Raw genomic sequence first — 22045 nt, 5'->3', positions numbered from 1 at the left:
GATGACACCGCTGCAAGCCGCTACCCATGTTGATCCCTATCCGTATTACGCAAGCCTGCGTCGCCATGAAGAACTGTTGTTCGATGCCGAGTTGGGGCTGTGGGTCGCCAGCCGCGCCAAGACGGTAGAGGCGGTGCTGGCACACCCGGATTGTCGCGTACGCCCGTTGCATGAGCCGGTGCCCAAGGCGCTTGCACAGGGCGCGGCAGGACAGGTTTTTGCGCGGTTGATGCGCATGAACGAAGGCCCGGCGCATCGATGCCCGCGGGCGGCGATTGAACCCGCGTTGGCGGCGGTGGAGGCGTCGGCCATTGCTGAACGGGTCGCTCGGTTGATCGGCAGCGTGCAGACCCTGGATGCACTGATGTTTACCTTGCCCGTCTCGGTGGTCGCGTCGCTGCTGGGATGCCCGGCGCCACAGCTGGCATGTGTCGCCGGGCTAACGCGGGCGTTTGTCGCCGGCCTTTCACCGCTGAGCAGTGAAGCGCAGTTGTGCAATGCGCAGGCCGGCGCGTCGCAGTTGCAGCAGATGTTTTGTGCGGTGTTGGAAGAAACAGCGCTGCTGGCTCATATCCGCAGTGGCAACTGGGAAAGTGCGCAGGTATTGACGGCCAATTTGATCGGCCTGTTGTCGCAGACCTGCGAAGCCAGCGCCGGGTTGATCGGCAACTCACTGGTGATGCTCGCGCGGCACCCTGAGCGGGTTGCGCAGATTATGCGCACGCCAGCCCTCGCCACGGCGCTGGTGGAGGAGGTGGCGCGTTACGATTCACCGGTGCAAAACACACGGCGATTCGTGGCGGCGCGCTGCACCATCGGCAACCGGGTGTTGGCGGCGGGAGAGAGTGTTTTAGTCCTGCTGGCATCGGCCAATCGGGACGCTGAGGCCAACCTCGATCCCGACAGTTTTGTGCTGGCGCGCACGCAACGGCGTCTGTTCAGCTTTGGTATCGGGCGCCATCAGTGCCCAGGCCAACAGATGGCGTTGACGATCGCCGCGCAAGCGCTGTTGGGTTTGTTGCGTCATCAGCCTGCCTTGCTGGCGGACGCTGGCCGGTTCAGCTACTGGCCCTCGCTTAACGGCCGTATCCCCAGGTTCAGCGCTGCGGCGCTAAGCCAGTAACCCTTCTCCCTATTCCACAAACGCTTGAGCCTTGGTACTCGCCATTCGACCTGCCGGAAGCGATCAGCTCGGCGGTAGCGCGCTCGATGAGGGCGAGAATATTCTGGCGGATGCGGCGTTGGAGAAGTGGGTGCGTTGTTAACCGGTCAATTCCGGCGCCCGGCTATACAGGTCCTGAGACACCCATTGCTGCACGATAACGTTCGGTAAAAACGCCGGGCTCAGCGCCCCTGCTGCGCTATGATCCTGGGCGGACCATTACGCGAGTGAATTATCCAGTGAGCCCGTTACCACGGATTGGTGTTGGCCTCAGAGCCCCCCACTATCAAGATTTCATGAACCATCACCCTGCGGTCGATTGGCTGGAGGTTCATACGGAGAACTACCTGGGCCCCGGAGGGAAAGACCTGCATATCCTCCGTCAGTTGGCACAGCGCTACCCGATCAGCCTGCATGGCGTCGGTTTGGGTATCGGCTCAGTCCATGGCTTTAGCAACGCACATGTCGAGCGAATTCGGGCCTTGGCCGAGCTGATCAACCCCTTTCTGATTTCGGAGCATTTGAGCTGGGGGGCTGTGGAAGGGCGCTGCTTGAATGATTTGTTGCCATTGCCCTTGGTGGAGGCGTCACTGAACCTGGTCTGTGATCGGGTCGATCAGGTTCAAAACGCTCTGGGCCGGCCGCTCATGCTCGAAAACGTGTCCACCAGCTTGCGGTTCAAGGGCGACACGCTGGGAGAAACCCAATTTCTCGCTGAAGTGGTCGCACGCACGGGGAGTGCTGTGTTACTTGATCTGAACAACCTTTACGTGAACCAGTGCAACCACGGTGAACCTGCGCTCGAGGCGATGCGCAGGCTGGATTCGACCAGCGTTGGCGAATTGCACCTGGCCGGCCATAGCCACGCTGAGGGGCTGTTGATCGATGACCATGGCAGTGCTGTGGCGGAGCCGGTCTGGTCGTTGTATCGCACGGCTTTGCGTCAGTTTGGGCCGGTGCCGGTGCTGGTCGAATGGGACACTCACCTGCCGCCGCTGGGCGAGTTGCTTGATCAAGTACGGATCGCCAGGGCGATTGCCGAAGAGGTGTTGCATGACACTTGAAGAACTGGCGGTGTTACAGCTCGAATTTTCCCGCGCTCTGGAGGACCCGGCTCCATCACCCCGCTTACCGCAGAGCTGGCTGCTGGCCGGTGTATCGGGTAGTGAACGACGCTTCGCTCGCTACCGCAGTGGCCTGTGGCAGCATCAGGAGCAATCGTTGGCACTCACTCATCCGGTGATCAAGGCATTGGTGGGCGATGAATTCTTTCGCACCCTGGCTTTTTCCTATGGTCAACGGTATCCCTCGCATCACCCTGATCTGGGGCGGTTCGGTGAGCACCTCGCGGAGTTTCTGGGTACTTATGTGCCCGTGGCAGCGTATCCGTATTTCGCCGACGTGGCAGCCTTGGAGTGGGCAGTTCATTGCGCCTGCACAGCCAGTGACGTCAATGCATTGGATGCTCGGGCAATGGCGGCGATAGGTGCCCAGGCCCTGGAAAGTACGCAACTCACTTTGGCTCCGGGTTGTGCATTGGTGAGCAGTGGGTGGCCGATCTTTGCTATCTGGGCGGCCCATAACAAGGGTGACCAGAGCGTGCCGAAGGTGGCCGGTGGCGCCTGTTCGGCGCTGGTGTATCGAAGTGGCTGGCGCGTGGAGGTTCGCGAGGTTGATGCTTGGGAGTTCACTGCACTGGCCCGTCTGCTGGAGCATGCGACCTTGGGGGATGCACTGCTGGCCGCGCAGGAACACTATGCAATGAATCGCGATGACGGCGCGTTCATTGACAGCGCTGCATGGGTGACGCGCTGGTTGTGTGATGGGTTGCTGGTCGCCATACCGTAGGTTTTTGAACAGCATTGTTTCACTGGGTGTCACGCCGCTTTCCCAGGATAGGCGCGCAGAGCCGTGGCCGGGAACCAAGGGCTTTCAGATGATTGGATCCAATTTTAACATCTTGAAACATTTGCCGGTCTGAATTAATTCGACATATTTAAGCCATGGGCTATAAAAAATAACGCATAGAACAAAAGCAGTTACCAAGTGTGCATTCAGGAATAAGCACTGTCCGTGCTCCTTTGCTGATCTGGTAACGATACGCTTGGCAGCGTGCGTCTTTGGCTAAGAAAGACGCGTCGCAGACCCGGGTCAGGAATGGATTCCGACGATGCCGCCCCGTGCGGCAAAGTTTTGCAAGGAGCAACACATGCATCCGATCTGCTTAACAGCCGCCTCTGCGTCGTGTCGGCCGGAGAACCTTCTGGTTGCGGGGCACAAAAGCTCCGAGCTTCGGCGTCATGTCGAGTGCCTGGTTCATTCCCTTCGTCTGATCTTCTGCCCCACCTTGATCGCCGAGCCCTGAAAGGCTCCGATCGGCTCAGTGTAGTCTTCACATCTTTGATGAATAACCCCTGACTGGCTCCAATGTTAGTTGGCTCACGTACGTGAGCGTAAAAAAAATAATTGAATGTACCCATCCTTAACCGGGAACTTGCGTGATGAATCTAAAAGATATTCTGGTAGCCACCGCCTTGGCTTCTATCAGCGGTGCTGCGTTGGCCGATGCAGCCACCGAGAAAACAGTAGAAACCGAGGTCTGCTACGGTGTGGCCAAGGCAGGGCACAATGATTGCTCCGACAGCAGTTGCCTGCATGACTGCTCGGAATCGAGCAAGGTCGACAATGACCCGAACGAGTGGATGGCTGTGCCCAAAGGCACGTGTACGCAAATGGGCGGGGTGCTCAGAGCCCAGCCTTATGCATGCCAGGCCGATGAGCAGACGGAAACTTCGGTGAAGAGTGCGCAAATGGGCGAGCGCCTGTTCAATCAAGGCGATCATACCCGTGGTATTCCTGCGTGTTCTTCATGCCATGGCGTGGCCGGTGATTCGCAAAATGCCGACTATCCGAAGTTGTCAGGACAGTTCGGCAAATACCTTGACTCCCAACTGCGTGCCTTCCGCGACGCTTCTCGCCCGTCCCCTGTCATGGTAGCGGCTGCCAAATCCCTGAATGACGAAGACATTGCCAACGTGGTGCAGTACCTGGTCCAGCCCTCGACAACAGCGGTGCCGGCGACGGTGCAAGGTCAGGCTGATACGACCGGCCCGGTAACGGCGGTCACACGCTGATAACAGCGACTGCGCCGGGATGAAATCCCGCCTTTTTAAATACACTCACCTTACGCTGCTCATGCGTTGAATATCGACTAAGTATCACAGTCGATTGCGTGGTTAGTTGCGCGGGCGAGGCGTTATTAAGTTGCAGGTTTTAATGCGGCTCGACGGCCGTCGAGTGTAAAAAAGCAAAATAAAAAAAGACAAAGGCTTGTTGATTTAAAGATGGTTTTCAGTATTGTCTGTCTATGGACGCCACCGCTTGAAAGGGACTGCAAACATGTCGGGTGAAAATGTGGAATATGACTCAGTGGCTGACCGTTTGAATTCGGTGATAGTGAGTTCATTCACGGGGCAATGCGTTGAGCAGAAGGGCACCTCCAAGTATGAATTCAGGCAAGACGAATTTTGGCGCAAGCTGGAGCGTTGGCATTCGGTGGATGCGGATACATTTCTCAATCATCTCTGGCAAGAAAAGAATGCGGTGACCAGTGTTGCGGTACTGGGCGATCTCATCAAAGATATAACGCCTGCCGGTTTTGTGAGCGATATTGAGAAGGGCCATCAACTGGCCCCGATGTCGATAAGACTGACACCCTATATTTTGTCATTGATTGATTGGTCTAATCCTTATTTTGACCCGTTGCGTCGACAGTTCTTGCCACTGGCGTCGGAAATCGAAGTTGATCACCCCATGGTCCAGCTTGATCCGATGGGCGAACAGAATGACTCCCCCGCCATGGGCCTTACTCACCGTTACCCGGACCGTGTGTTGTTTCTGGCAACCAATGTATGCCCGGTCTACTGTCGTTACTGCACCCGTAGTTATGCGGTGGGGCTGGATACCGATGTGGTGACTAAGCAGAAAATCAATGCACCTGGAGAGCGTTGGGAGCCGGCGTTTCGCTACATAGCAGCCAACTCCAGCGTGGAGGATGTGGTGGTTTCCGGTGGCGATGCTTATCGCCTCAAAGCGCGGCAGATCACTGATATTGGCGAGCGTTTGCTGGAGATTCCCCACGTGCGGCGCATGCGTTTTGCCACCAAGGGGTTGGCTGTACTGCCGATGAAAATCCAGAGTGATCACGAATGGACCGATGCCATCGCTCGCTTGTCCGATCGTGCACGCAAAATGGGTAAGTCGATCGCCATTCATACGCACTTCAATCACCCTAATGAAATTACCGACATGACGGTGAAGGCACTGCGGATTTTGTATGAGCGGGGTGTGGAGGTCAGAAATCAGGCGGTTATCTTGAAAGGCGTTAATAATAACGCGACGGACATGCATCGGCTGAATGAGTGCCTGGCGTATTGTAATGTGCGTCCATATTACTGTTTTCAAGGTGACATGATTCGGGGCGTAGAAACACTAAGAACCAGCCTTGCCGACTCTATCGCCCTGGAGAAGTCGACGCGCGGCTTAATCGCCGGGCATAACACGCCGCACTTTATTGTGGACTTGCCGGGTGGTGGCGGTAAACGTGATATTCATAGTTTTGATTATTATGACAAGCACGTAGGTGTGGCTGTTTACCGAGCGCCAGCGGTTAAGAAAGACAAGTTCTTTTTGTATTGTGATCCGTTGCATACGTTGGCTTCGGATGTTCAGGCGTTGTGGCTGAGTCCCGCGTCGAGGACGCAGTTGCTGAATGACGTTGTACACGCTGCATACTAACGAAATGTTCAATCACCGTGAATGGAAGCATCGAAATGAACCAAGTTAATAAGATTGATTGGATTCGTCACCAGGACTACCTTCAGGCCATCGCGCAGTCCAAGTCGACGGGTAAGCCGATACTGATTTATTTCAATAGCCGCTCATGTGGCGGTTGTAACCGGCTGGTGGACAGTGTTTTGAATGATCCGCAATTGATTGGAGCGGTCAGCGGCTCGGTGATTCCAGTCTGGGTCGAAGTGGAAAACGACAAGCCGGATCCACGTATTTCAGAATTGGTAGGCAGCCACATTTTTATTATGTCGCCGGTCCTCCAGCTTATTTCCAGTGAGGGGGATATTTACCACAAGTTCCTGGGCGCTCCCCTGCACACAAGGCTGGACTTGGGTTATTGCCGTGTGCATCACGATGTGGCCGGTGATATCGATGCCAAAGAAGTCCTCGCGCAATTGTCGGTAGGCCTGGCTAAACAGGCGATGGCCTCCCACAACTATAGCGTGGCTGAGTCTCTCCTGAGAAAAGGACTGGATACTCGCGATGCCGAAAGTATCGCAGTGCGTGAAGCTGAGTACTGGCTGCCGATCGCCCAGGCGCGTGGGCAATATCCTGAAGACAGCCTGCCCGAAACGGGGATTGCGCAGACCCCTATCGCTCGAGAAGTGCGACGTTTTTGCAATACGCTGATTCAAGTGCCGGATCATGAATTGATGGTCGACTGGCCCGGCGTACAGGGTGAAGGCGGTTGGGCGCATTACACCGACTGTCTGCGTGAACTGTGCCTGGGTATTTATCAAATGCTGATGGATGTTGCCACGGACGCAGCGCAACAGCGAAACGCGCAAGGTCGAGGCTTGAGTCGTGCGCAGATGATCGTTCGTGACTGGCAAGTGGCATTCCGGGATCTGCAGGCCAGCCTCATCGGGCTCAAGGGCGCTGAATACGATCAGCAGCATCTCCATCAGAATTACACCCTCGGCAAGCAGCGCACGATCCGCAACAATATTGTGCACTGCGTCATGGCTGAGTTCTGGGCGCATGCCCCCGCCATACGTTCGACCCTGGAGGCGAGCCGCTCGAATATCGAGAGAACGGATAAGGTCAGCCCGGCGATGCTCAACTGGGAAAAATATGGCCCAGCGCCGTCTAACTTCGGCAACCTCCATTCTCTGCTGGCGCTTTGGGAGCAGCGTCATCAGCAATTGGTTGAGGAGTTCTCGGGTATCAGCGATGCCGAGCTCGACGCCACCCGCAGCTGGTGGGAGGACTCACCGGTCTCGATAAAATTCCGTATGTGCCGCTTGGGTTGGCATTTCCATGATCATGCAGCGGTTGTCGAAACCATCTGCCAGCGCATCGGCCACGAACGTTCGGAGACGGAGTTGCTGGCCAAGCTTCTGTTTAATGCGCTTGGACGTGCCGAAGGGGAAATGGTTGGCTTGTCTCACGAAGAACAGCACGCGCTTTTCGCCAATGCCGCGCAGCAATTGAAAGAGCGCAGTGACGAGCTTGCCCGGGTTTACGAGGGGTATCTCAATAAGTCCAATGCTGGCGCCCATGCTCCATTGAAAGCCCAGTCGCAAGCAGCTGCGGTGTGAATGACCCGGCGGCGCGCCTTGCGCGCCGCTTCAAGGATGGAACCGTGATGAATATAGTGCAGCAGATGTTTGGTGATCAAACCGAGACGTTCCTGGGAACATGCTGGCCGAAACACGCCTACGTCGCGGACGGTGAGATGAGCCGGTTCAGCGCGTTGGCAGCCTTGGATGAGTTCCAGGATATCCGCAAGCTCTTCAGTGCACTGCCGGGATCTGTCGATCTGCTTTTCCCCGGAGGCAAACGTATCACCGTGGCAAAGTCAGCCGACGCTCTTGCGCCTTACAACGACGGTGCCGCGATGGTTTATATAAAGGACCTGGAAGCGATTCCGACCATTTCCAAGGCCTGTGATGAGCTGGCCAGTGTGTTGGATATTCCACGGCACTATGTCAGCTGTGAAGCGTTTGCCGCCAACTATGGCGTAGAGGTCGCCACGCACTTTGATCACGAAACGAATTTCATGATCCAGATAAAGGGCGAGAAGACCTGGGCCTTTGCCGAAAATACCGCATTGCCCGATCCGATTTATCCGTTTTTCCCAAACAACCCGAACCGCTTTTACACCGACGGTATTCAGCCCTATACAGGGGCGGCCTTACCGCGCGTGATGCCTGAAAATAAACAGGTGCGGTTAGTCAAGCCGGGCACCACAACCTTTATGCCGCGTGGCTATTGGCACAGTACGGTGGCCCATGAGGAGTCGTTTTCAATAGGCTTCGTGATTAATCCTCCGACGCTGGCCGATCTCATTACCTACGCCGTGTTGGAAAAGTTGCATGGCATTGAAGCGCTCAGGGCGCACCCGCTTGATACGTTATCGGTACAGGCGCGCACGTCGATTCTGGAGAGTATTCAGCAGGGTCTTGATGAAGCCGGGAGGTTATCCAGCCAGTTGACGCCCGAGCAATTGCTTCAACGCTATAAGCAATCACGTAAAGGCAATGTGCGTACGTTGAGCGCTCTTTAAGTACGATTTAACCAGCGGACCTCTCGCCATGCGTGCAGCTCAAAGTTTATTTATCGGGATAACCGCCCTGATGCTCGTCAATGCAGTGGACGGGCTTAAGGAAGTTTACTTCGGTATGTTGGTACAAGCGCTCGACACGGTTGTCGTGACATTCGTGTTGTTTGCCATCGCTTGGCCGGTGTTTTTTATCAGTTACCTGTTGAACCCCGGTTCAACCCGCGGGATGCAAAGCCTGACCACCCACAAAGCGTCCGTGAGACGTTGCGTGGTGATGTTGAATTTCAGTTCGGCTGCGCTGTGGATCTCTTTTCTGTGTGCCTTGAAATGGGTCGAACCGGCAATTGTCAGTGCGCTGGTGGGCGGTGTCGGGATGGTGTCGGTATTGATACTGAACAAGCTGATGCGCCCGTCGGCAGTCATGATCGGTGCCGATTATTTGGCCGCTGGTCTTATCGTTTTCGCCAGTCTCTATTTGTGCTGGGCCTCATTTGCTGACCGCACCGCGGTCCAGGATGAACCAGAACGGTATCAGGTATTACTGGGTTATCTGATGATGCTGGTGTGCGGTGTTGCCATGGCATTGACCACGATTCTTTCAAAAATGGTCGCCGACCATGGTGTATCCAGTCGTTATCTCTACGCACATCGGTTTTATCTGTTGCTGGCGATTTCGGGCACCTACGCAGCGTTGAATACCGGCGCGCTGTCTGCGGTGGTCGAGCATCTAGTGACGTTAACCCTGCTGGCATTGGGAGGCGTGATATTACCGCTGCTTTTACTCCAGGAAGGCATAAAGCGCTGCGAACCTGTGACCATTGAAGCCATCCTGGCGATGGCACCGCTATTTACGATCATTTTTCAAGCTGCTGATTCGAGGCTGACGTTTTCAATGTTCAGTTTCATCGGCGTCATCCTCATTTGCATGGCGGCCACCTATAACGGTTATGCCCATTTAAGTCGGCTGCCGACTGAAGGAGTTAACGTATGAAATATGCGGTGATTGTTGATGCTTATTCCACCGGTGCGCGCCTTGCTGACGAACTTAAGCTCCGTGGCTTTGCTTGTATTCACGTGCAGACATCCGCTGAAATTCTCGATTACGACGTCGATAGCTTTCAGCCCGATGATTTTCAGCACCTGTTTGTCGCGACCCAGGATCTCAAGGCGTTGACCGACGCTCTGGCTGTTTTTGAGCCGGCCTTTATCATTCCGGGGTGTGAGTCTGGCGTTGAATTGGCGGACCAGCTCAGCGAGTTGATGGGCACGCCGGGAAATGGCACGGCATTGTCCCCTTGCCGCCGCGATAAATGGCATATGGCGCAGCGCCTGCATCACCTGGGGATTCCGGCCGCACGCGTCGCGCTGATCCATCACGCACACGATATACCCCAGGCCATCGATTTGATTGGCGACTGGCCGGTGGTCATCAAACCCGTGAACAGCGCGGGTGCCGACGGCATCTACTTTTGCTTTGATCAAGAGCAAGTCCGTCACGCCATCGACAAAGAGTTGGGCCGGCTCAACGAAATGGGGTTTATCAATGATCGCATGTTGGCAATGGAGCATCTGGCTGGGCAGCAGTACCTGATTCAAGCGGTTTCACGAGACGGCGAGCACTTGGTGTTTGAAATCTGGCGAGACAATCGCAAGCGTGTACTGGGCGCTGGCGTGGTCAATGACCGCGAAGTGCTGATTGATCTGCAATCACAAGAGGCCGCGCCGATCATCGCTTATGTGCAACGTTGCCTGGATGCCTTTGGAGTGCACATTGGGCCTTCGTTTCTTGAAGTGATGGTGACAGCGGACGGCCCCAAGTTGATCGAGTGGGCGGCCAGGATGATGGGCACCCAGGAACTCAGCGCAATGACGCGTGTAAGTGGGGTGAATGCGGTCAATCTGTGCGTGGCCTGTTACGCCGACCCAACGGCGTTTGATGCCATGCTCGATAAAGTCAATCGTTCGAATGCGACCTGTGAAGTCATCGGCATGATCAATAGCGTGTCAGGCACCGTTGTGCATCGGCATTGGCTCGATGAGCTGAGCGCCAGGCCGAGTTTTTTCAAGATGATCAGAGCTCCGCAGATAGGCGACAGTGTTGCGCCCACCATCGGCATTTCGACCAATTACGGGTTTATCTACCTTATTCACGAAGACCCGGCGGTCACCTATGCAGACTACCTGTGGATCCGTGAGAAAGAGGCTCAAGCCACCGGCTTTTTTGACGTGAAACTCAGTAGCGCAGTTGTCGCGCACCTGTGCTGAGCGCTTTGTCGCACCTGGCCCGAACCTTCCAATTGGCGGAGCATCGCTCATGAAACTTTATGTCGATCATCAATGTACTTCACCGTTCGCGATGTCGGCCTTCGTGGCCCTTCGTGAGTGTCAGGTGGCGTTTGACATGCACTATCTGAACTTGTCCCGTGGCGATCACCACCAGCAACCCTTCAGTGAGGTTTCGCTGACGCAGCGTGTACCGACGTGGGTGGAGGACGGATTTTCGCTGACCGAATCGTCCGCGATTGCCGAGTACGTGAATGAGTGTTCGGTGAACAAACCGTTGTATCCCATTGATGCGCGGGCGCGAGCCCAGGCCCGGCAGATTCAGGCTTGGTTGAGGAGCGATTTTTTCAACTTGCGCGGCGAGCGGCCCACCGAAACCATCTTTATTGAACCTGCCCATGAGCCGCTCGGGCCACTGGCTGCGAGCGACGCGCGACGGCTGGTTGAGGGCTTGTCGCACAGCTTGCGCGACGGCCGGATGTTTTTACTGGGCGAGTGGTGTATTGCCGATGTTGACGCTGCAGGCATGTTGAATCGGCTTATTTATAGTGATGATCCAGTTCCTGATGTACTCAAAGATTACGCACTTCGGGCATGGGATCGTGCGTCTGTTCGTGAGTGGCTGGAGATTGACCGTAGCAGGGCGCGGGCAGGCTGAATCAAGGTGTGAGCCCGCACCGGCAGAAATAAGAAACCTAGGGATGGCACATGGAATTATTCAACACACTGGGTAAGACGCTAATGCCCTTCGTCCCGGTTGCAGGGAAAAACGTGGGGTTTTATGCGTGTGGGCCGACGGTTTATCACTACGCCCACATCGGCAATATGCGTACCTACATATTTGAGGATGTGCTCGCCAAAACGTTACGCGAGCAGGGTTTCAGTGTGCGGCACGTGATGAACATCACGGATGTCGGCCACCTGCAATCGGACGCTGATTTTGGTGATGACAAATTGATGCTGGGGGCGGCGCGTGAACAGAAAACCCCTTGGGAGGTTGCTCGGTTTTACGAGGAGGCATTCTTCAGGCACAGCGCGTCGTTGAATGTAAAACGGCCGGATATCGTATGCCGAGCGACGGAGCATATCCCTGAAATAATCGCCATGGTCGAGCAACTGTTGGAAAAAGGCGTGGCTTATATCAGTGCCGGAAATGTCTACTTCAGCCTGGAAAAATTTCCCACCTATCACGAACTGGGCCAGCTGAAACTTCAAGACCAGCAAGCTACCGACCGGGTTGCTCATGACCCGCTGAAGCGCTCACAGTCGGATTTCGCGTTATGGTTTTCGACGTCGAAATTTCCCGATCAGATCATGAAGTGGGAATCGCCCTGGGGGCTTGGGTTTCCGGGCTGGCATATTGAATGTTCGGCTATGGCAAGCCGCTATCTCGGCGATCGAATCGACATCCATTGCGGGGGTATTGACCATATCAATGTGCACCACTCCAACGAGGTGGCCCAGTCGGAATGCTGTTTTGGCCACCGCTGGGTCAATTATTGGTTTCACTGTGAGTTTCTCAATGTCGATGCAGAGAAAATGTCCAAGTCCAAGGGCGAGTTCCTCACAGTCGACACACTGATCGATAAAGGCTACGACCCGCTCGCGTTCAGATTGCTGGTACTGGGATCCCATTACCGCAGCGCGTTGACGTTCTCGTGGGATGCCCTGGACGCAGCGTCGACCGCCTTACGCAAGGCTCGGCTGCGTATCGCGCAGATCCAGGGCGACAATGTCCAGCCGCAGGCTTCGTTCTCGCCAGAGTATGTTGCAGCTAAAACGCGTTTTTTCGGCGCGCTGGATAAGGATCTGCATACGCCAGGGGCGGTTGCCGAGCTGTGGTGGGTGCTCAAGGCTGATGTGTTGGATGACGCCGAACGCCTCGATTTACTGCGTAGTTTTGACGGCATACTCAGCGTGGGCTTGTTTGACGAGGTACAGGTTGAATTAACCCAGGAGCAGGCAAGTTTGATTGAGGCGCGACGTGTCGCACGCCTGATGAAGAACTGGTCAGAGTCTGATCGGATCAGGGACTTGCTGTTGGCGCAGGGTATCGGTGTCAGCGATCTGAAAGCTTGAGGCATCTGTGCATTGAACAAGGAGCGGCATTGTGGATGTAGCGCTAATCAGGCAGCAGTTTCCGGTCTTTTCCGTGCCCTCTCTGGAGGGTGCGGTATTTTTTGACGGCGCTGCAGGCACGCAGATGTGCAGCAGGGCACTGGAGGCGAGTGTCAGGGCGTCCATTGAAAACAACGCGAATCTGGGGGGGCATTTCTCGACCTCCATCATTGCCGAGCAGGATCTCGACCGCGCGCGATCGGCTGCAGCGGCACTGCTTAATGCATCGTGTGCGCAGGAAATTGTCTTCGGCCAGAACATGACCGCCCTGACGTTTCATATGTCGCGTTGCATCGGGCGAAGCCTGCGCAAGGGCGACGAGATCGTCCTGACCCGTTCAGACCACGAAGCCAATATCTCCCCTTGGCTTGAATTGGCAAAAGACCTGGAATTAACCGTGCGCTGGCTACCTTTCGATTTCGAAACCTATGGTTTTGATCTATCCCAGGCAGCCTCGTTGATCACTGAGCGCACCCGGGTCGTAGCCTTGAGCTATGCGAACAATGTCACGGGCACGATTAACGATGTAGCAGCAGTTGCAGCGTTGGCCAGAAACATGGGCGCGATCGTCTACGTGGATGCGGTTCAGTACGCCCCGCATGGCGTGATCGACGTCCAGGCCTTGGGGTGTGACTTGCTGGCCTGTTCTTCGCACAAGCTCTATGGACCTCATCAGGGGGTTCTGTGGGGCCGTCTTGCTCTGCTTGAGCAGCTCATTGCCTACAAACCTCGACCTACGCTCGATAAGCCTCCCTACAAGTTCGAAACCGGAACTAAAAGCAGGGAGGCCATCGCGGGTGTGGGAGGAGCGATCGAGCATTTAGCGTGGATAGGGCGCACCCTGGGTGGCAGCCCTGTGAATGGGAGCCAACGCAATCAGATCGTGAGTGGCATGCACGCGGTGATTGCCCATGAACAACGCTTGGTGCAAGAGGTGTTGGCGGGGCTCGAAGCACTGGACGAAGTGAAGATTTATGGCCTATGCAAGCCCCATGATCTGCAATGTCGAGTTCCAACCCTGTCTTTTACACTCAAGTCGACGCCCAGTGCGGTGGTCTCCCAGCATATGGCCCGGCAGGGCATTCGCCTCTGGCATGGCAATAACTTCAGCCCTGAAACCCTCCATGCACTCGGCCTTGACCAGAATGATGGTGTGGTCCGAATCAGCTTTGCTCAGTACACGTCTTCGGAGGATGTTCAGCGCTTCCTCTTGGCCATGCAGCATTTTCGCTGAGAGGCGTTGAGCCGCTGATGGCCGCCAGGATTATGAGGCAATCGCGGGTGAGCCCTGGCGCGAAGCGCTCAGGAACCGCAACAACGCCACCAGCGGGAACGCACTGCCCACCAGCATCACGCCCAGCCAGCCGCCGTGTTCATACACGCTGCTGGCAATCGCCGAGCCGAAGGCGCCGCCGATGAAGATGCTGGTCATGTACAGCGCGTTCAGGCGGCTGCGGCTGTTGGCGTCGAGGGCGTAGATGGTGCGTTGGCCGAGGACCATGTTCATCTGCACGCAGAAGTCCAGGACCACGCCGGTCACCGCCAGGCCGATCACGCTGTACAACGGGTGCACAAAGGCTGGCAGAAAACTCAACGCGGCAAACAGCATGGCCAGCAGTGAAGCGCGGTGCGTGTGCCCGGCATCGGCCAGGCGCCCGGCGATAGGCGCGGCGATCGCGCCCAGGGCGCCGACCAGGGCAAACAGGGCGATTTCGCTTTGGCTCAGGCCGTGGTTACGCGCCAGCTCCAACGGTGCAGCGGTCCAGAACAGGCTGAAGGTGGCGAACATGCAGCCTTGGTAGAAGGCGCGCTGACGCAGTAGCGGTTGCTTGCGCAGCAAGGTGCCCAGCGAGCCCAGCAGTTGGCCGTAACTGGCGCTGTGGTCGGGTTGGCGCTTGGGGATAGTCAGCATCAGCACGGCACTGATAAACACCATCACCGCGGCGGCCGCCATGAACATTGCACGCCAGCCAAAGTGGTCAGCCACCAGGCTGGACACCGGCCGCGCCAGCAGGATGCCCAGCAACAGGCCGCCCATGATGCTGCCGACTACACGGCCTCGGGACTCGGCGGGCGCCAGATGCGCGGCCAGCGGGATAAGAATCTGCACCGAGACGGAACTGAAGCCGATCAGCAACGACACAAGCAGGAACACATTCGGCTGCTCGGCAAACGCCGCACCCAGTAGGCTGGCGATGGCCACCAGGTTGGTGATGATCATCAGCTTGCGGTTTTCCAGCAGGTCGCCCAGCGGCACCAGAAAGAACAGGCCCAGGGCATAGCCGATTTGCGTGAGTGAGACGATCAGGCTCGCCAGTGCCGGGGTCAGGCCGATGTCCGGCGCGATCAACTCGATGATCGGCTGGGCGTAGTAGATGTTGGCAACAATGGCGCCGCAACAGAACGCAAACAGCATCACCATGCCTCGGGTCATGGTGCTTGAAGCGTGTGAGGTAGCGGTCATGGTGTTCTCATTCAAGCGAAGGAAGGTAGCGGGCGAGAGTAAAGACAACGTCTGCGCCGGTGTAGAGCGCGCGCATTGATATCACTCATGCCGCAAATTAATGACTGAATCGTTAACTTTTGGGGCGAGCGCCAATGATACATTCAGGCATAACTGTCGAAACAGGAAATCCACTGCGATGAAAATCACGCTGAACAAGATGCTCCTGGCCTCCACCCTGGCTGCGGCCATGGCCATCGGGCTGGCCAACGCCGCCGAGGCCCCACGGGTCGGCGTACGCGGCGCCATTACTGCGATGGACGGTGACGCGATGCACGTCAAGGTCAACAGTGGCGAAGAGGTTGTGGTGCATCTGACGCCGGCCACCCAGGTACGCGCCGTTACCTTGGCCAAGATCGATGAGATCAAGCCCGGCAGCTACATTGGCTCGGCTGCCATGCCGAACGCCGATGGCACCCTGACTGCGCTGGAAGTCCACGTATTCCCACCGGCCATGGCCGGCACGGGTGACGGGCACCGCGCGTTTGATTTGAAAGAAGGCAGCAGCATGACCAACGGCACGGTTGGCGACCTGGTGGTCAGCAACGGGCGCACCCTGACCGTGAAGTACAAAGGCGGCGAGCAGAAGATTGTGGTGCCGGATGATGTGCCAATCGTGAACCTGGAGCCGGGCGATCGCAGCTTGCTCAAGGCGGGCGTGAAGGTGGTGTTGTTTGCGGCGCAGGGCGCGGATGGGACCATTACGGCCCAGGCGATCTCAGCTGGCAAGGATGGCGTGACACCGCCGATGTAACGGACCCAACACAAAACAAATGTGGGAGCTGGCTTGTGTGGGAGCTGGCTTGCCTGCGATGCAATCACCTCGGTGTATCAGTTACACCGAGGGGATGCTATCGCAGGCAAGCCAGCTCCCACATTTTTTACCGCGTACCTTCAGTTATTGACCCGAATAGATCTGGTCAAAAATCCCGCCATCATTGAAGTGAGTTTTCTGCACGGTACGCCAGTCACCAAAGGTCTTCTCCACCGACAAGAAGTCGACTTTCGGGAAGCGGTCGGTGTACTTGGCCAGCACTTTCGGGTCACGTGGGCGCAGGTAGTTGTTGGCAGCAATTTCCTGGCCTTCCGGCGACCACAGGTACTTCAGGTAATCCTCGGCAGCCACACGGGTGCCTTTCTTGTCGACCACTTTGTCGACCACCGACACCGGCGGCTCGGCTTCGGCGGAGACGCTTGGGTAGATCACTTCGAACTGATCACGGCCGAATTCACGGGCGATCATTTCGGCTTCGTTCTCAAAGGTCACCAGCACATCGCCGATCTGGTTGGTCATGAAGGTGGTGGTAGCGGCACGGCCGCCAGTGTCCAGCACCGGTGCATGTTTGAACAATTCGCCGACGAACTTCTTCGCCTTGTCTTCATCACCACCGTTTTTCAGCACATAACCCCAGGCCGACAGGTAGGTATAGCGGCCATTACCCGAGGTCTTCGGGTTGGGCACGATTACTTGCACGCCATCTTTGAGCAGATCGGGCCAGTCTTTCAGGGCTTTGGGGTTGCCCTTGCGCACGATAAACACGGTGGCGGAGGTGAACGGCGCGCTGTTGTTCGGCAGGCGGGTCACCCAGTTGTCCGGCACCAGTTTGCCGTTGTCCGCCAGGGCATTGATGTCGGTGGCCATGTTCATGGTGATCACATCGGCCGGCAGGCCGTCGATCACCGAGCGCGCTTGTTTGCTGGAACCGCCGAAGGACATCTGCAACGTCAGCTTGTCGTCCGGGTGCTCGGTTTCCCAGTGCTTCTGGAAGGCGGCGTTGTAGTCCTTGTAGAAGTCGCGCATCACGTCGTAGGAGACGTTAAGCAGTGTGACCGGTGCGGCTTGCACGGCACCGGCCAGGGCCAGGCCCGCGGCCAGAAGAGAGGCGCTGAGGATTTTTTTCACTGCTCATTCCTTGTTGTTCGAGAGAAGAGTGGGGGCAATTTGCCAGCGACTATAGCCGGGCCTGCATAGGCGTTTAAAGATTAAAACGTACTGTGCTTATTCCACTTTATGAAACAGGTTGCTGCCGCAGCGCGAGCAAAACGCTGCGTTGGGTTCGTGGCTGTTTTTCTTGCACACCGGGCAATCGTGTTCCAGCTGCTCACCGCGCATGGCGCTGGCCAGTTCAGCGGTAAAAATCCCGGTGGGCACGGCGATGATCGAGTAACCGGTGATCATCACCAGCGACGAAATCACCTGGCCCAGCGGCGTCTTCGGCACGATATCGCCAAAGCCTACGGTGGTGAGGGTCACGATCGCCCAGTAAATGCCCTTGGGAATGCTGGTAAACCCGTGCTCCGGGCCTTCAATCACATACATCAGGGTGCCGAATACCGTCACCAGGGTGCACACGCTGACCAGGAACACCACGATCTTCTGCTTGCTGCCGCGCAGCGCCGCCATCAGGTAGTTGGCTTGCTTGAGGTACGGGCTGAGCTTGAGCACGCGGAAAATCCGCAGCATCCGAATGATGCGGATAATCAGCAGGTATTGCGCATCGCTGTAATACAGCGCGAGGATGCCGGGCACGATGGCCAGCAAGTCCACCAAGCCATAAAAGCTGAAGGCGTAGCGCAAGGGTTTGGGCGAGCAGTACAGCCGCAAGCCGTACTCGATGGCGAAGATCAGCGTGAAGCCCCATTCGATATAGGCCAACACATCGGCGTAGTTCTGGTGGATTTCGTCGATGCTGTCGAGCATCACGATCACAATGCTGGCAAGAATGATCAGTAGCAGGATGCCGTCAAAGCGCCGCCCGGCTGCGGTGTCGCTCTGGAATACCATGACATAGAGGCGCTGGCGCCAGTCGCTGTTGCTGTTCATAAAACCCGCCTGAATCGAATATCGAGCAAGCCTAGGGGGATTCGAACGGGCTGTCCACGCGGGCTTTGAACATCCGCTGCGTGGCGCGCACCAGCCAGCAGGCGAGGATAAACGGCGCAGTCAACGCGGGCAGGTGCAGGATGGCAAAACCGGGTGTGAGGATAATCGCCAGCAGGATGCCCAGCAGTGGCAGCCACGGCTGGCGTCGTGACTGGCTCAAGGCCAGTGCCGCCAGCGCCGGGTTGTAGCTGTGCAGGCCGAGGAGGGCGCTGGCGGGTTCGTCGAGTAGTAGAGCCACCAGCACGCCAGCAGTGGCACCGACCAAGGCCCACAGGGCGGCGCGACGGTTGGCCAACAACAAGCCGACGGCAATCAAGACTCCCGCCAGTGGTTGGTCCAGCAGCATGACTTGCGCAAGGCCAATAAAGGGCGCGCTGACAATCGCAAAGAAGTTGGGCTCGACCAAGGCAAACGTAGGCTGAGGCGCGCTGCCGATCAACAGCCAACCCAGGCCGACAAAGGGCGCGGTGTACGCGGACAAGTCATCCGGGTGATGGGTATGTTTCAACCATAGCCGCGTGAGCATCGCACTCAGGCCGCCGCACGCCAGGATCAACGGCGGCAACAACGCCGACCAGGCGAAGTGCTGGCTGATCAACACACCCAGCAGCACGCCGTTGTAGCTATACAGGCCGGCCTGGCGCTCTGCCTTGGGATAACCCCGGCGCTGGGCCGTGAGCAAACCGGCGAGGCCGCCCAGCAACGCTCCGCCGAGCAAGGCCGGGGCGCCGATCAGGATGGCCAACAGGCACAGCAGGCCGCACAACGGCTGGCGCTGCAGGAATATCTGGCTGAAGCCGTTGAGCAGGGCTTCGGCCCAGTCGGGGCAGGTTGGGTTGTGCATGGTGGTTAGTCAGTGAGACCGAGTTGCCCTTATCGCAGGCAAGCCAGCTCCCACAGTTGGCTGTGTTCACACATAAAGAGGTGCGAACCCAATCAACTGTGGGAGCCGGGCTTGCCCGCGATGAGGCCCTTACAGACGCTAAATCAACGTCTCGATACGCAACGAATTGGTCGACCCCGGCTGCCCGAACGGCACCCCCGCGGTAATCACCAGGGTGTCCCCGCGCTGCGCCATGCCCTGCGCCTGGGCAATCTCCAGCGCCGTCGAGCACACCTCGTCCACCTGGCGCAGCCGGTCATTGACCACCGAATGCACGCCCCAGGCCACACTCAGCCGCCGCGCCGTGGACAGGTTCGGCGTGAGGTTGAGGATCGGCGCCACCGGCCGTTCCCGCGCCGCGCGCAGGCTGGAACTGCCGGACTCGCTGTAGTTCACCAGAACCGCCACTGGCAGGATGCTGCTGATGCGCCGGATCGCGCAGCTGATGGCGTCCGACACCGTGGCATCCGCCTTGGGCCGGCTCACGTCCAGTTGCGCCTGGTAATCCGGGCCGTTTTCCACTTGGCGGATGATCTTGCTCATCATCTGTACGGCTTCCAGTGGGTATTCGCCCGAGGCGGTTTCGGCCGAGAGCATCACCGCGTCCGCGCCTTCGGCCACGGCGTTGGCCACGTCGGTCACTTCGGCGCGGGTCGGTGCCGGTGAGAAGCGCATGGATTCGAGCATCTGCGTGGCTACTACCACCGGTTTACCCAATTGGCGGCAGGTGCTGATGATGTCTTTCTGGATCTGCGGCACGCTCTCGGCGGGCACTTCCACACCCAGGTCGCCTCTTGCAACCATGATCGCGTCGCTCAGTTCGGCGATCTCCTGCAAGCGCAGCACGGCTGAGGGTTTTTCGATCTTGGCCATCAGGAAGGCTTTGTCGCCGATCAGTTCGCGGGCTTCGCGGATATCTTCCGGACGTTGCACAAACGACAGCGCCACCCAATCCACGCCCAGCTCCAGGCCGAAGCTCAGGTCGCGGCGGTCCTTGGCGGTCAGCGGGCTGAGTTCCAGCAGCGCTTGCGGCACATTCACGCCTTTACGGTCGGACAGCTCGCCGCCATTGAGCACGGTGGTGTCGATGGCGTCGGCATGTTTGGTGATCACGCGCAGGCGCAATTTGCCGTCGTCCAGCAGCAGGTCCATGCCCGGCTCCAGCGCCGCGATAATCTCGGGATGGGGCAGGTTGACCCGGCGCTGATCGCCCGGGGTCGGGTCCAGGTCCAGGCGCAGCGCCTGGCCGCGCACCAGTTGCACTTTGCCCTCGGCAAAGCGCCCGACCCGCAGTTTCGGCCCTTGCAGGTCCATGAGGATGCCCAGCGGGTAGTTGAGCTGGCGCTCCACCTGGCGAATCCACTGGTAGCGCTGGGCGTGGTCGGCATGCTCGCCGTGGCTGAAGTTCAGCCGGAAGATATTCACCCCGGCTTCCACCAGCTCGCGGATGTCATCGATGCCGTCAGTGGCCGGGCCGAGGGTGGCGAGGATTTTGACTTTCTTGTCAGGCGTCATGTTTGGCAGTCTCAAGAATCAGGATGGCGCGCAAGTCATTGACATTGGTGCGGGTCGGCTCGGTGACGATCAAACCGTCGAGTGCGGCGAAGTAGCCATAGCCATTGTTGTTGTCCAGCTCGTCGCTGGCCGACAGGCCCAGGGCTTCGGCGCGGCGGTAGCTGCACGGGGTCATGATTGCGCCGGCGTTGTCTTCGGAGCCGTCGATGCCGTCGGTGTCACCGGCCAGTGCGTACACGCCGGGCAGGCCTTTGAGGCTGTCGGTCAGGCTCAGCAGGAATTCGGCATTACGCCCGCCACGGCCATTGCCGCGCACGGTGACGGTGGTTTCACCGCCCGAGAGAATCACGCACGGCGCCGCCAAGGGCTGGCCATGCTGCACGATCTGCCGGGCGATACCGGCGTGTACCTTGGCCACGTCGCGTGCTTCACCTTCGAGGTCACCGAGGATCAACGGGCTGAACCCGGCCTGGCGAACTTTCACCGCTACCGCTTCCAGCGATTGCTGCGGGCGGGCGATCAACTGGAAGTGGCTGCGGGCGAGCACCGGGTCGCCGGGTTTGACGGTTTCCGAGGCGGGGTTCTGCAACCAGCTGCGCACCGATGCCGACGCCTCAATGTTGTAGCGCTTGAGAATCGCCAGGGCTTGCTGCGAGGTGCTCGGGTCGCCGACGGTGGGGCCGGAGGCGATCACCGTGGCCTGGTCGCCCGGCACATCCGAGATGGCGTAGGTGTACACCGTCGCCGGCCATGCGGCCTTGGCCAACCGGCCGCCCTTGATGGCCGAGAGGTGCTTGCGCACGCAATTCATCTCGCCAATGGTCGCGCCGGATTTGAGCAAGGCTTTGTTAATGGTTTGTTTGTCGGCCAGGGTGATGCCTTCGGCGGGCAGGGCCAGCAAGGCCGAACCACCGCCGGAGAGCAGGAAGATCACGCGGTCGTCTTCGGTGAGGTTGCTGATCAGTTCCAGCACACGCTTGGCGACGGCCAGGCCGGCCGCATCGGGCACCGGGTGTGCGGCCTCGACCACTTCGATTTTCTTGCACGGTGCGCCGTGGCCGTAACGGGTGACCACCAGGCCCGAGACTTCGCCCTGCCAGCAGTTCTCGACCACCAGCGCCATGGCGGCCGCGGCTTTGCCGGCGCCGATCACGATTACACGGCCGCTGCGGTCGGCGGGCAGATAAGGTTCAAGGACTTGCCGGGGGTGGGCGGCGTCGATGGCTGTGGCAAACAGCTCGCGAAGCAGGTGTTGCGGATCGACCGACATAAGCGGGCTCCCGGGGGGATTCTTGTTATTAGAGTTAAGACTTGAAACGGGATCAAAATGTGGGAGCTGG

At 58.0% G+C, this 22045-nt stretch carries 19 protein-coding genes; 13 read left to right on the top strand and 6 right to left on the bottom strand.

Annotated features, from left to right (window positions below; all coding sequences use genetic code 11):
- The first annotated feature begins 1 nt into the window (after position 1).
- The 12 genes from HX790_RS02020 (at position 2) to HX790_RS01960 (ending at position 14154) form a co-directional block, all read left to right on the top strand.
- Positions 2 to 1123, top strand: coding sequence for a cytochrome P450 (locus tag HX790_RS02020; RefSeq protein WP_170039013.1), 1122 nt, complete (start codon positions 2 to 4; stop codon positions 1121 to 1123).
- Between the two features lie 266 nt (positions 1124 to 1389).
- A complete protein-coding gene (locus tag HX790_RS02015) occupies positions 1390 to 2226 on the top strand; it encodes a DUF692 domain-containing protein (RefSeq protein WP_329606352.1) in 837 nt (278 codons plus the stop codon).
- Positions 2216 to 3010 (top strand): DNA-binding domain-containing protein, encoded by a 795-nt coding sequence (locus HX790_RS02010; protein ID WP_017136222.1) that lies wholly within the window; start codon positions 2216 to 2218, stop codon positions 3008 to 3010. The genes HX790_RS02015 and HX790_RS02010 overlap by 11 nt, the downstream gene beginning before the upstream one ends.
- 653 nt (positions 3011 to 3663) lie before the next feature.
- A complete protein-coding gene (locus HX790_RS02000) occupies positions 3664 to 4296 on the top strand; it encodes a DUF2282 domain-containing protein (protein ID WP_017136223.1) in 633 nt (210 codons plus the stop codon).
- Between the two features lie 265 nt (positions 4297 to 4561).
- Complete coding sequence (locus HX790_RS01995) at positions 4562 to 5959, top strand: KamA family radical SAM protein (RefSeq protein WP_017136224.1); 1398 nt, start codon at positions 4562 to 4564, stop codon at positions 5957 to 5959.
- Positions 5960 to 5994: 35 nt separating this feature from the next.
- Entirely contained in the window at positions 5995 to 7554 is a 1560-nt protein-coding gene (locus HX790_RS01990) for a thioredoxin family protein (protein ID WP_017136225.1), read from the top strand.
- Positions 7551 to 8522 (top strand): JmjC domain-containing protein, encoded by a 972-nt coding sequence (locus tag HX790_RS01985; RefSeq protein ID WP_157786482.1) that lies wholly within the window; start codon positions 7551 to 7553, stop codon positions 8520 to 8522. The genes HX790_RS01990 and HX790_RS01985 overlap by 4 nt, the downstream gene beginning before the upstream one ends.
- A 28-nt stretch (positions 8523 to 8550) precedes the next feature.
- Complete coding sequence (locus HX790_RS01980) at positions 8551 to 9510, top strand: EamA family transporter (protein WP_080593748.1); 960 nt, start codon at positions 8551 to 8553, stop codon at positions 9508 to 9510.
- Positions 9507 to 10784 (top strand): ATP-grasp domain-containing protein, encoded by a 1278-nt coding sequence (locus tag HX790_RS01975; RefSeq protein ID WP_017136228.1) that lies wholly within the window; start codon positions 9507 to 9509, stop codon positions 10782 to 10784. Before HX790_RS01980 ends, HX790_RS01975 begins: the two co-directional genes overlap by 4 nt.
- A gap of 49 nt (positions 10785 to 10833) precedes the next feature.
- Entirely contained in the window at positions 10834 to 11460 is a 627-nt protein-coding gene (yfcF, locus tag HX790_RS01970) for a glutathione transferase (protein WP_017136229.1), read from the top strand.
- A gap of 50 nt (positions 11461 to 11510) precedes the next feature.
- Positions 11511 to 12881 (top strand): cysteine--tRNA ligase, encoded by a 1371-nt coding sequence (gene cysS / locus HX790_RS01965; RefSeq protein ID WP_017136230.1) that lies wholly within the window; start codon positions 11511 to 11513, stop codon positions 12879 to 12881.
- Between the two features lie 31 nt (positions 12882 to 12912).
- Positions 12913 to 14154, top strand: a complete 1242-nt coding sequence (locus HX790_RS01960; RefSeq protein ID WP_017136231.1) for a cysteine desulfurase-like protein — start codon at positions 12913 to 12915, stop codon at positions 14152 to 14154.
- A 30-nt stretch (positions 14155 to 14184) separates the two neighbouring features.
- Here HX790_RS01960 and HX790_RS01955 read toward each other — a convergent pair whose 3' ends face one another.
- Complete coding sequence (locus HX790_RS01955; RefSeq protein WP_017136232.1) at positions 14185 to 15384, bottom strand: MFS transporter; 1200 nt, start codon at positions 15382 to 15384, stop codon at positions 14185 to 14187.
- A 178-nt stretch (positions 15385 to 15562) separates the two neighbouring features.
- On the opposite strand from HX790_RS01955, the gene HX790_RS01950 reads away from it, so the two are divergent.
- Complete coding sequence (locus HX790_RS01950) at positions 15563 to 16177, top strand: DUF5666 domain-containing protein (RefSeq protein WP_017136233.1); 615 nt, start codon at positions 15563 to 15565, stop codon at positions 16175 to 16177.
- Positions 16178 to 16321: 144 nt separating this feature from the next.
- Here HX790_RS01950 and HX790_RS01945 read toward each other — a convergent pair whose 3' ends face one another.
- The 5 genes from HX790_RS01945 to HX790_RS01925 all read right to left on the bottom strand — a co-directional run bounded on the left by HX790_RS01945 (position 16322) and on the right by HX790_RS01925 (position 21975).
- Positions 16322 to 17326, bottom strand: a complete 1005-nt coding sequence (locus HX790_RS01945) for a sulfate ABC transporter substrate-binding protein (RefSeq protein WP_017136234.1) — start codon at positions 17324 to 17326, stop codon at positions 16322 to 16324.
- 96 nt (positions 17327 to 17422) lie between these two features.
- On the bottom strand, positions 17423 to 18247 hold the full coding sequence (locus HX790_RS01940; RefSeq protein WP_017136235.1) for an ion transporter: 825 nt from the start codon (positions 18245 to 18247) through the stop codon (positions 17423 to 17425).
- Between the two features lie 31 nt (positions 18248 to 18278).
- Complete coding sequence (locus HX790_RS01935; RefSeq protein WP_017136236.1) at positions 18279 to 19151, bottom strand: urea transporter; 873 nt, start codon at positions 19149 to 19151, stop codon at positions 18279 to 18281.
- Positions 19152 to 19289: 138 nt separating this feature from the next.
- Entirely contained in the window at positions 19290 to 20705 is a 1416-nt protein-coding gene (gene pyk, locus HX790_RS01930; RefSeq protein ID WP_099549034.1) for a pyruvate kinase, read from the bottom strand.
- A complete protein-coding gene (locus HX790_RS01925; protein WP_017136237.1) occupies positions 20695 to 21975 on the bottom strand; it encodes a glycerate kinase in 1281 nt (426 codons plus the stop codon). The genes pyk and HX790_RS01925 overlap by 11 nt, the downstream gene beginning before the upstream one ends.
- Positions 21976 to 22045: the final 70 nt, after the last annotated feature.

The sequence above is a fragment of the Pseudomonas sp. IPO3747 genome, assembly GCF_013385245.1.
GTDB classification, from domain to species: Bacteria; Pseudomonadota; Gammaproteobacteria; order Pseudomonadales; family Pseudomonadaceae; genus Aquipseudomonas; species Aquipseudomonas edaphica.
The sequence above is the reverse complement of the archived record's forward strand: the minus strand, read 5'-3'. Positions and strand labels throughout refer to the sequence as shown.

Coding starts and splice junctions, on each gene's coding strand:
- HX790_RS02020 (WP_170039013.1), top strand. CDS start 2: ATGACACCGCTGCAAGCCGCTACCCATGTTGATCCCTATCCGTATTAC.
- HX790_RS02010 (WP_017136222.1), top strand. CDS start 2,216: ATGACACTTGAAGAACTGGCGGTGTTACAGCTCGAATTTTCCCGCGCT.
- HX790_RS02000 (WP_017136223.1), top strand. CDS start 3,664: ATGAATCTAAAAGATATTCTGGTAGCCACCGCCTTGGCTTCTATCAGC.
- HX790_RS01995 (WP_017136224.1), top strand. CDS start 4,562: ATGTCGGGTGAAAATGTGGAATATGACTCAGTGGCTGACCGTTTGAAT.
- HX790_RS01990 (WP_017136225.1), top strand. CDS start 5,995: ATGAACCAAGTTAATAAGATTGATTGGATTCGTCACCAGGACTACCTT.
- HX790_RS01980 (WP_080593748.1), top strand. CDS start 8,551: ATGCGTGCAGCTCAAAGTTTATTTATCGGGATAACCGCCCTGATGCTC.
- HX790_RS01975 (WP_017136228.1), top strand. CDS start 9,507: ATGAAATATGCGGTGATTGTTGATGCTTATTCCACCGGTGCGCGCCTT.
- yfcF (WP_017136229.1), top strand. CDS start 10,834: ATGAAACTTTATGTCGATCATCAATGTACTTCACCGTTCGCGATGTCG.
- cysS (WP_017136230.1), top strand. CDS start 11,511: ATGGAATTATTCAACACACTGGGTAAGACGCTAATGCCCTTCGTCCCG.
- HX790_RS01955 (WP_017136232.1), bottom strand. CDS start 15,384: ATGACCGCTACCTCACACGCTTCAAGCACCATGACCCGAGGCATGGTG.
- HX790_RS01950 (WP_017136233.1), top strand. CDS start 15,563: ATGAAAATCACGCTGAACAAGATGCTCCTGGCCTCCACCCTGGCTGCG.
- HX790_RS01940 (WP_017136235.1), bottom strand. CDS start 18,247: ATGAACAGCAACAGCGACTGGCGCCAGCGCCTCTATGTCATGGTATTC.
- HX790_RS01935 (WP_017136236.1), bottom strand. CDS start 19,151: ATGCACAACCCAACCTGCCCCGACTGGGCCGAAGCCCTGCTCAACGGC.
- pyk (WP_099549034.1), bottom strand. CDS start 20,705: ATGACGCCTGACAAGAAAGTCAAAATCCTCGCCACCCTCGGCCCGGCC.
- HX790_RS01925 (WP_017136237.1), bottom strand. CDS start 21,975: ATGTCGGTCGATCCGCAACACCTGCTTCGCGAGCTGTTTGCCACAGCC.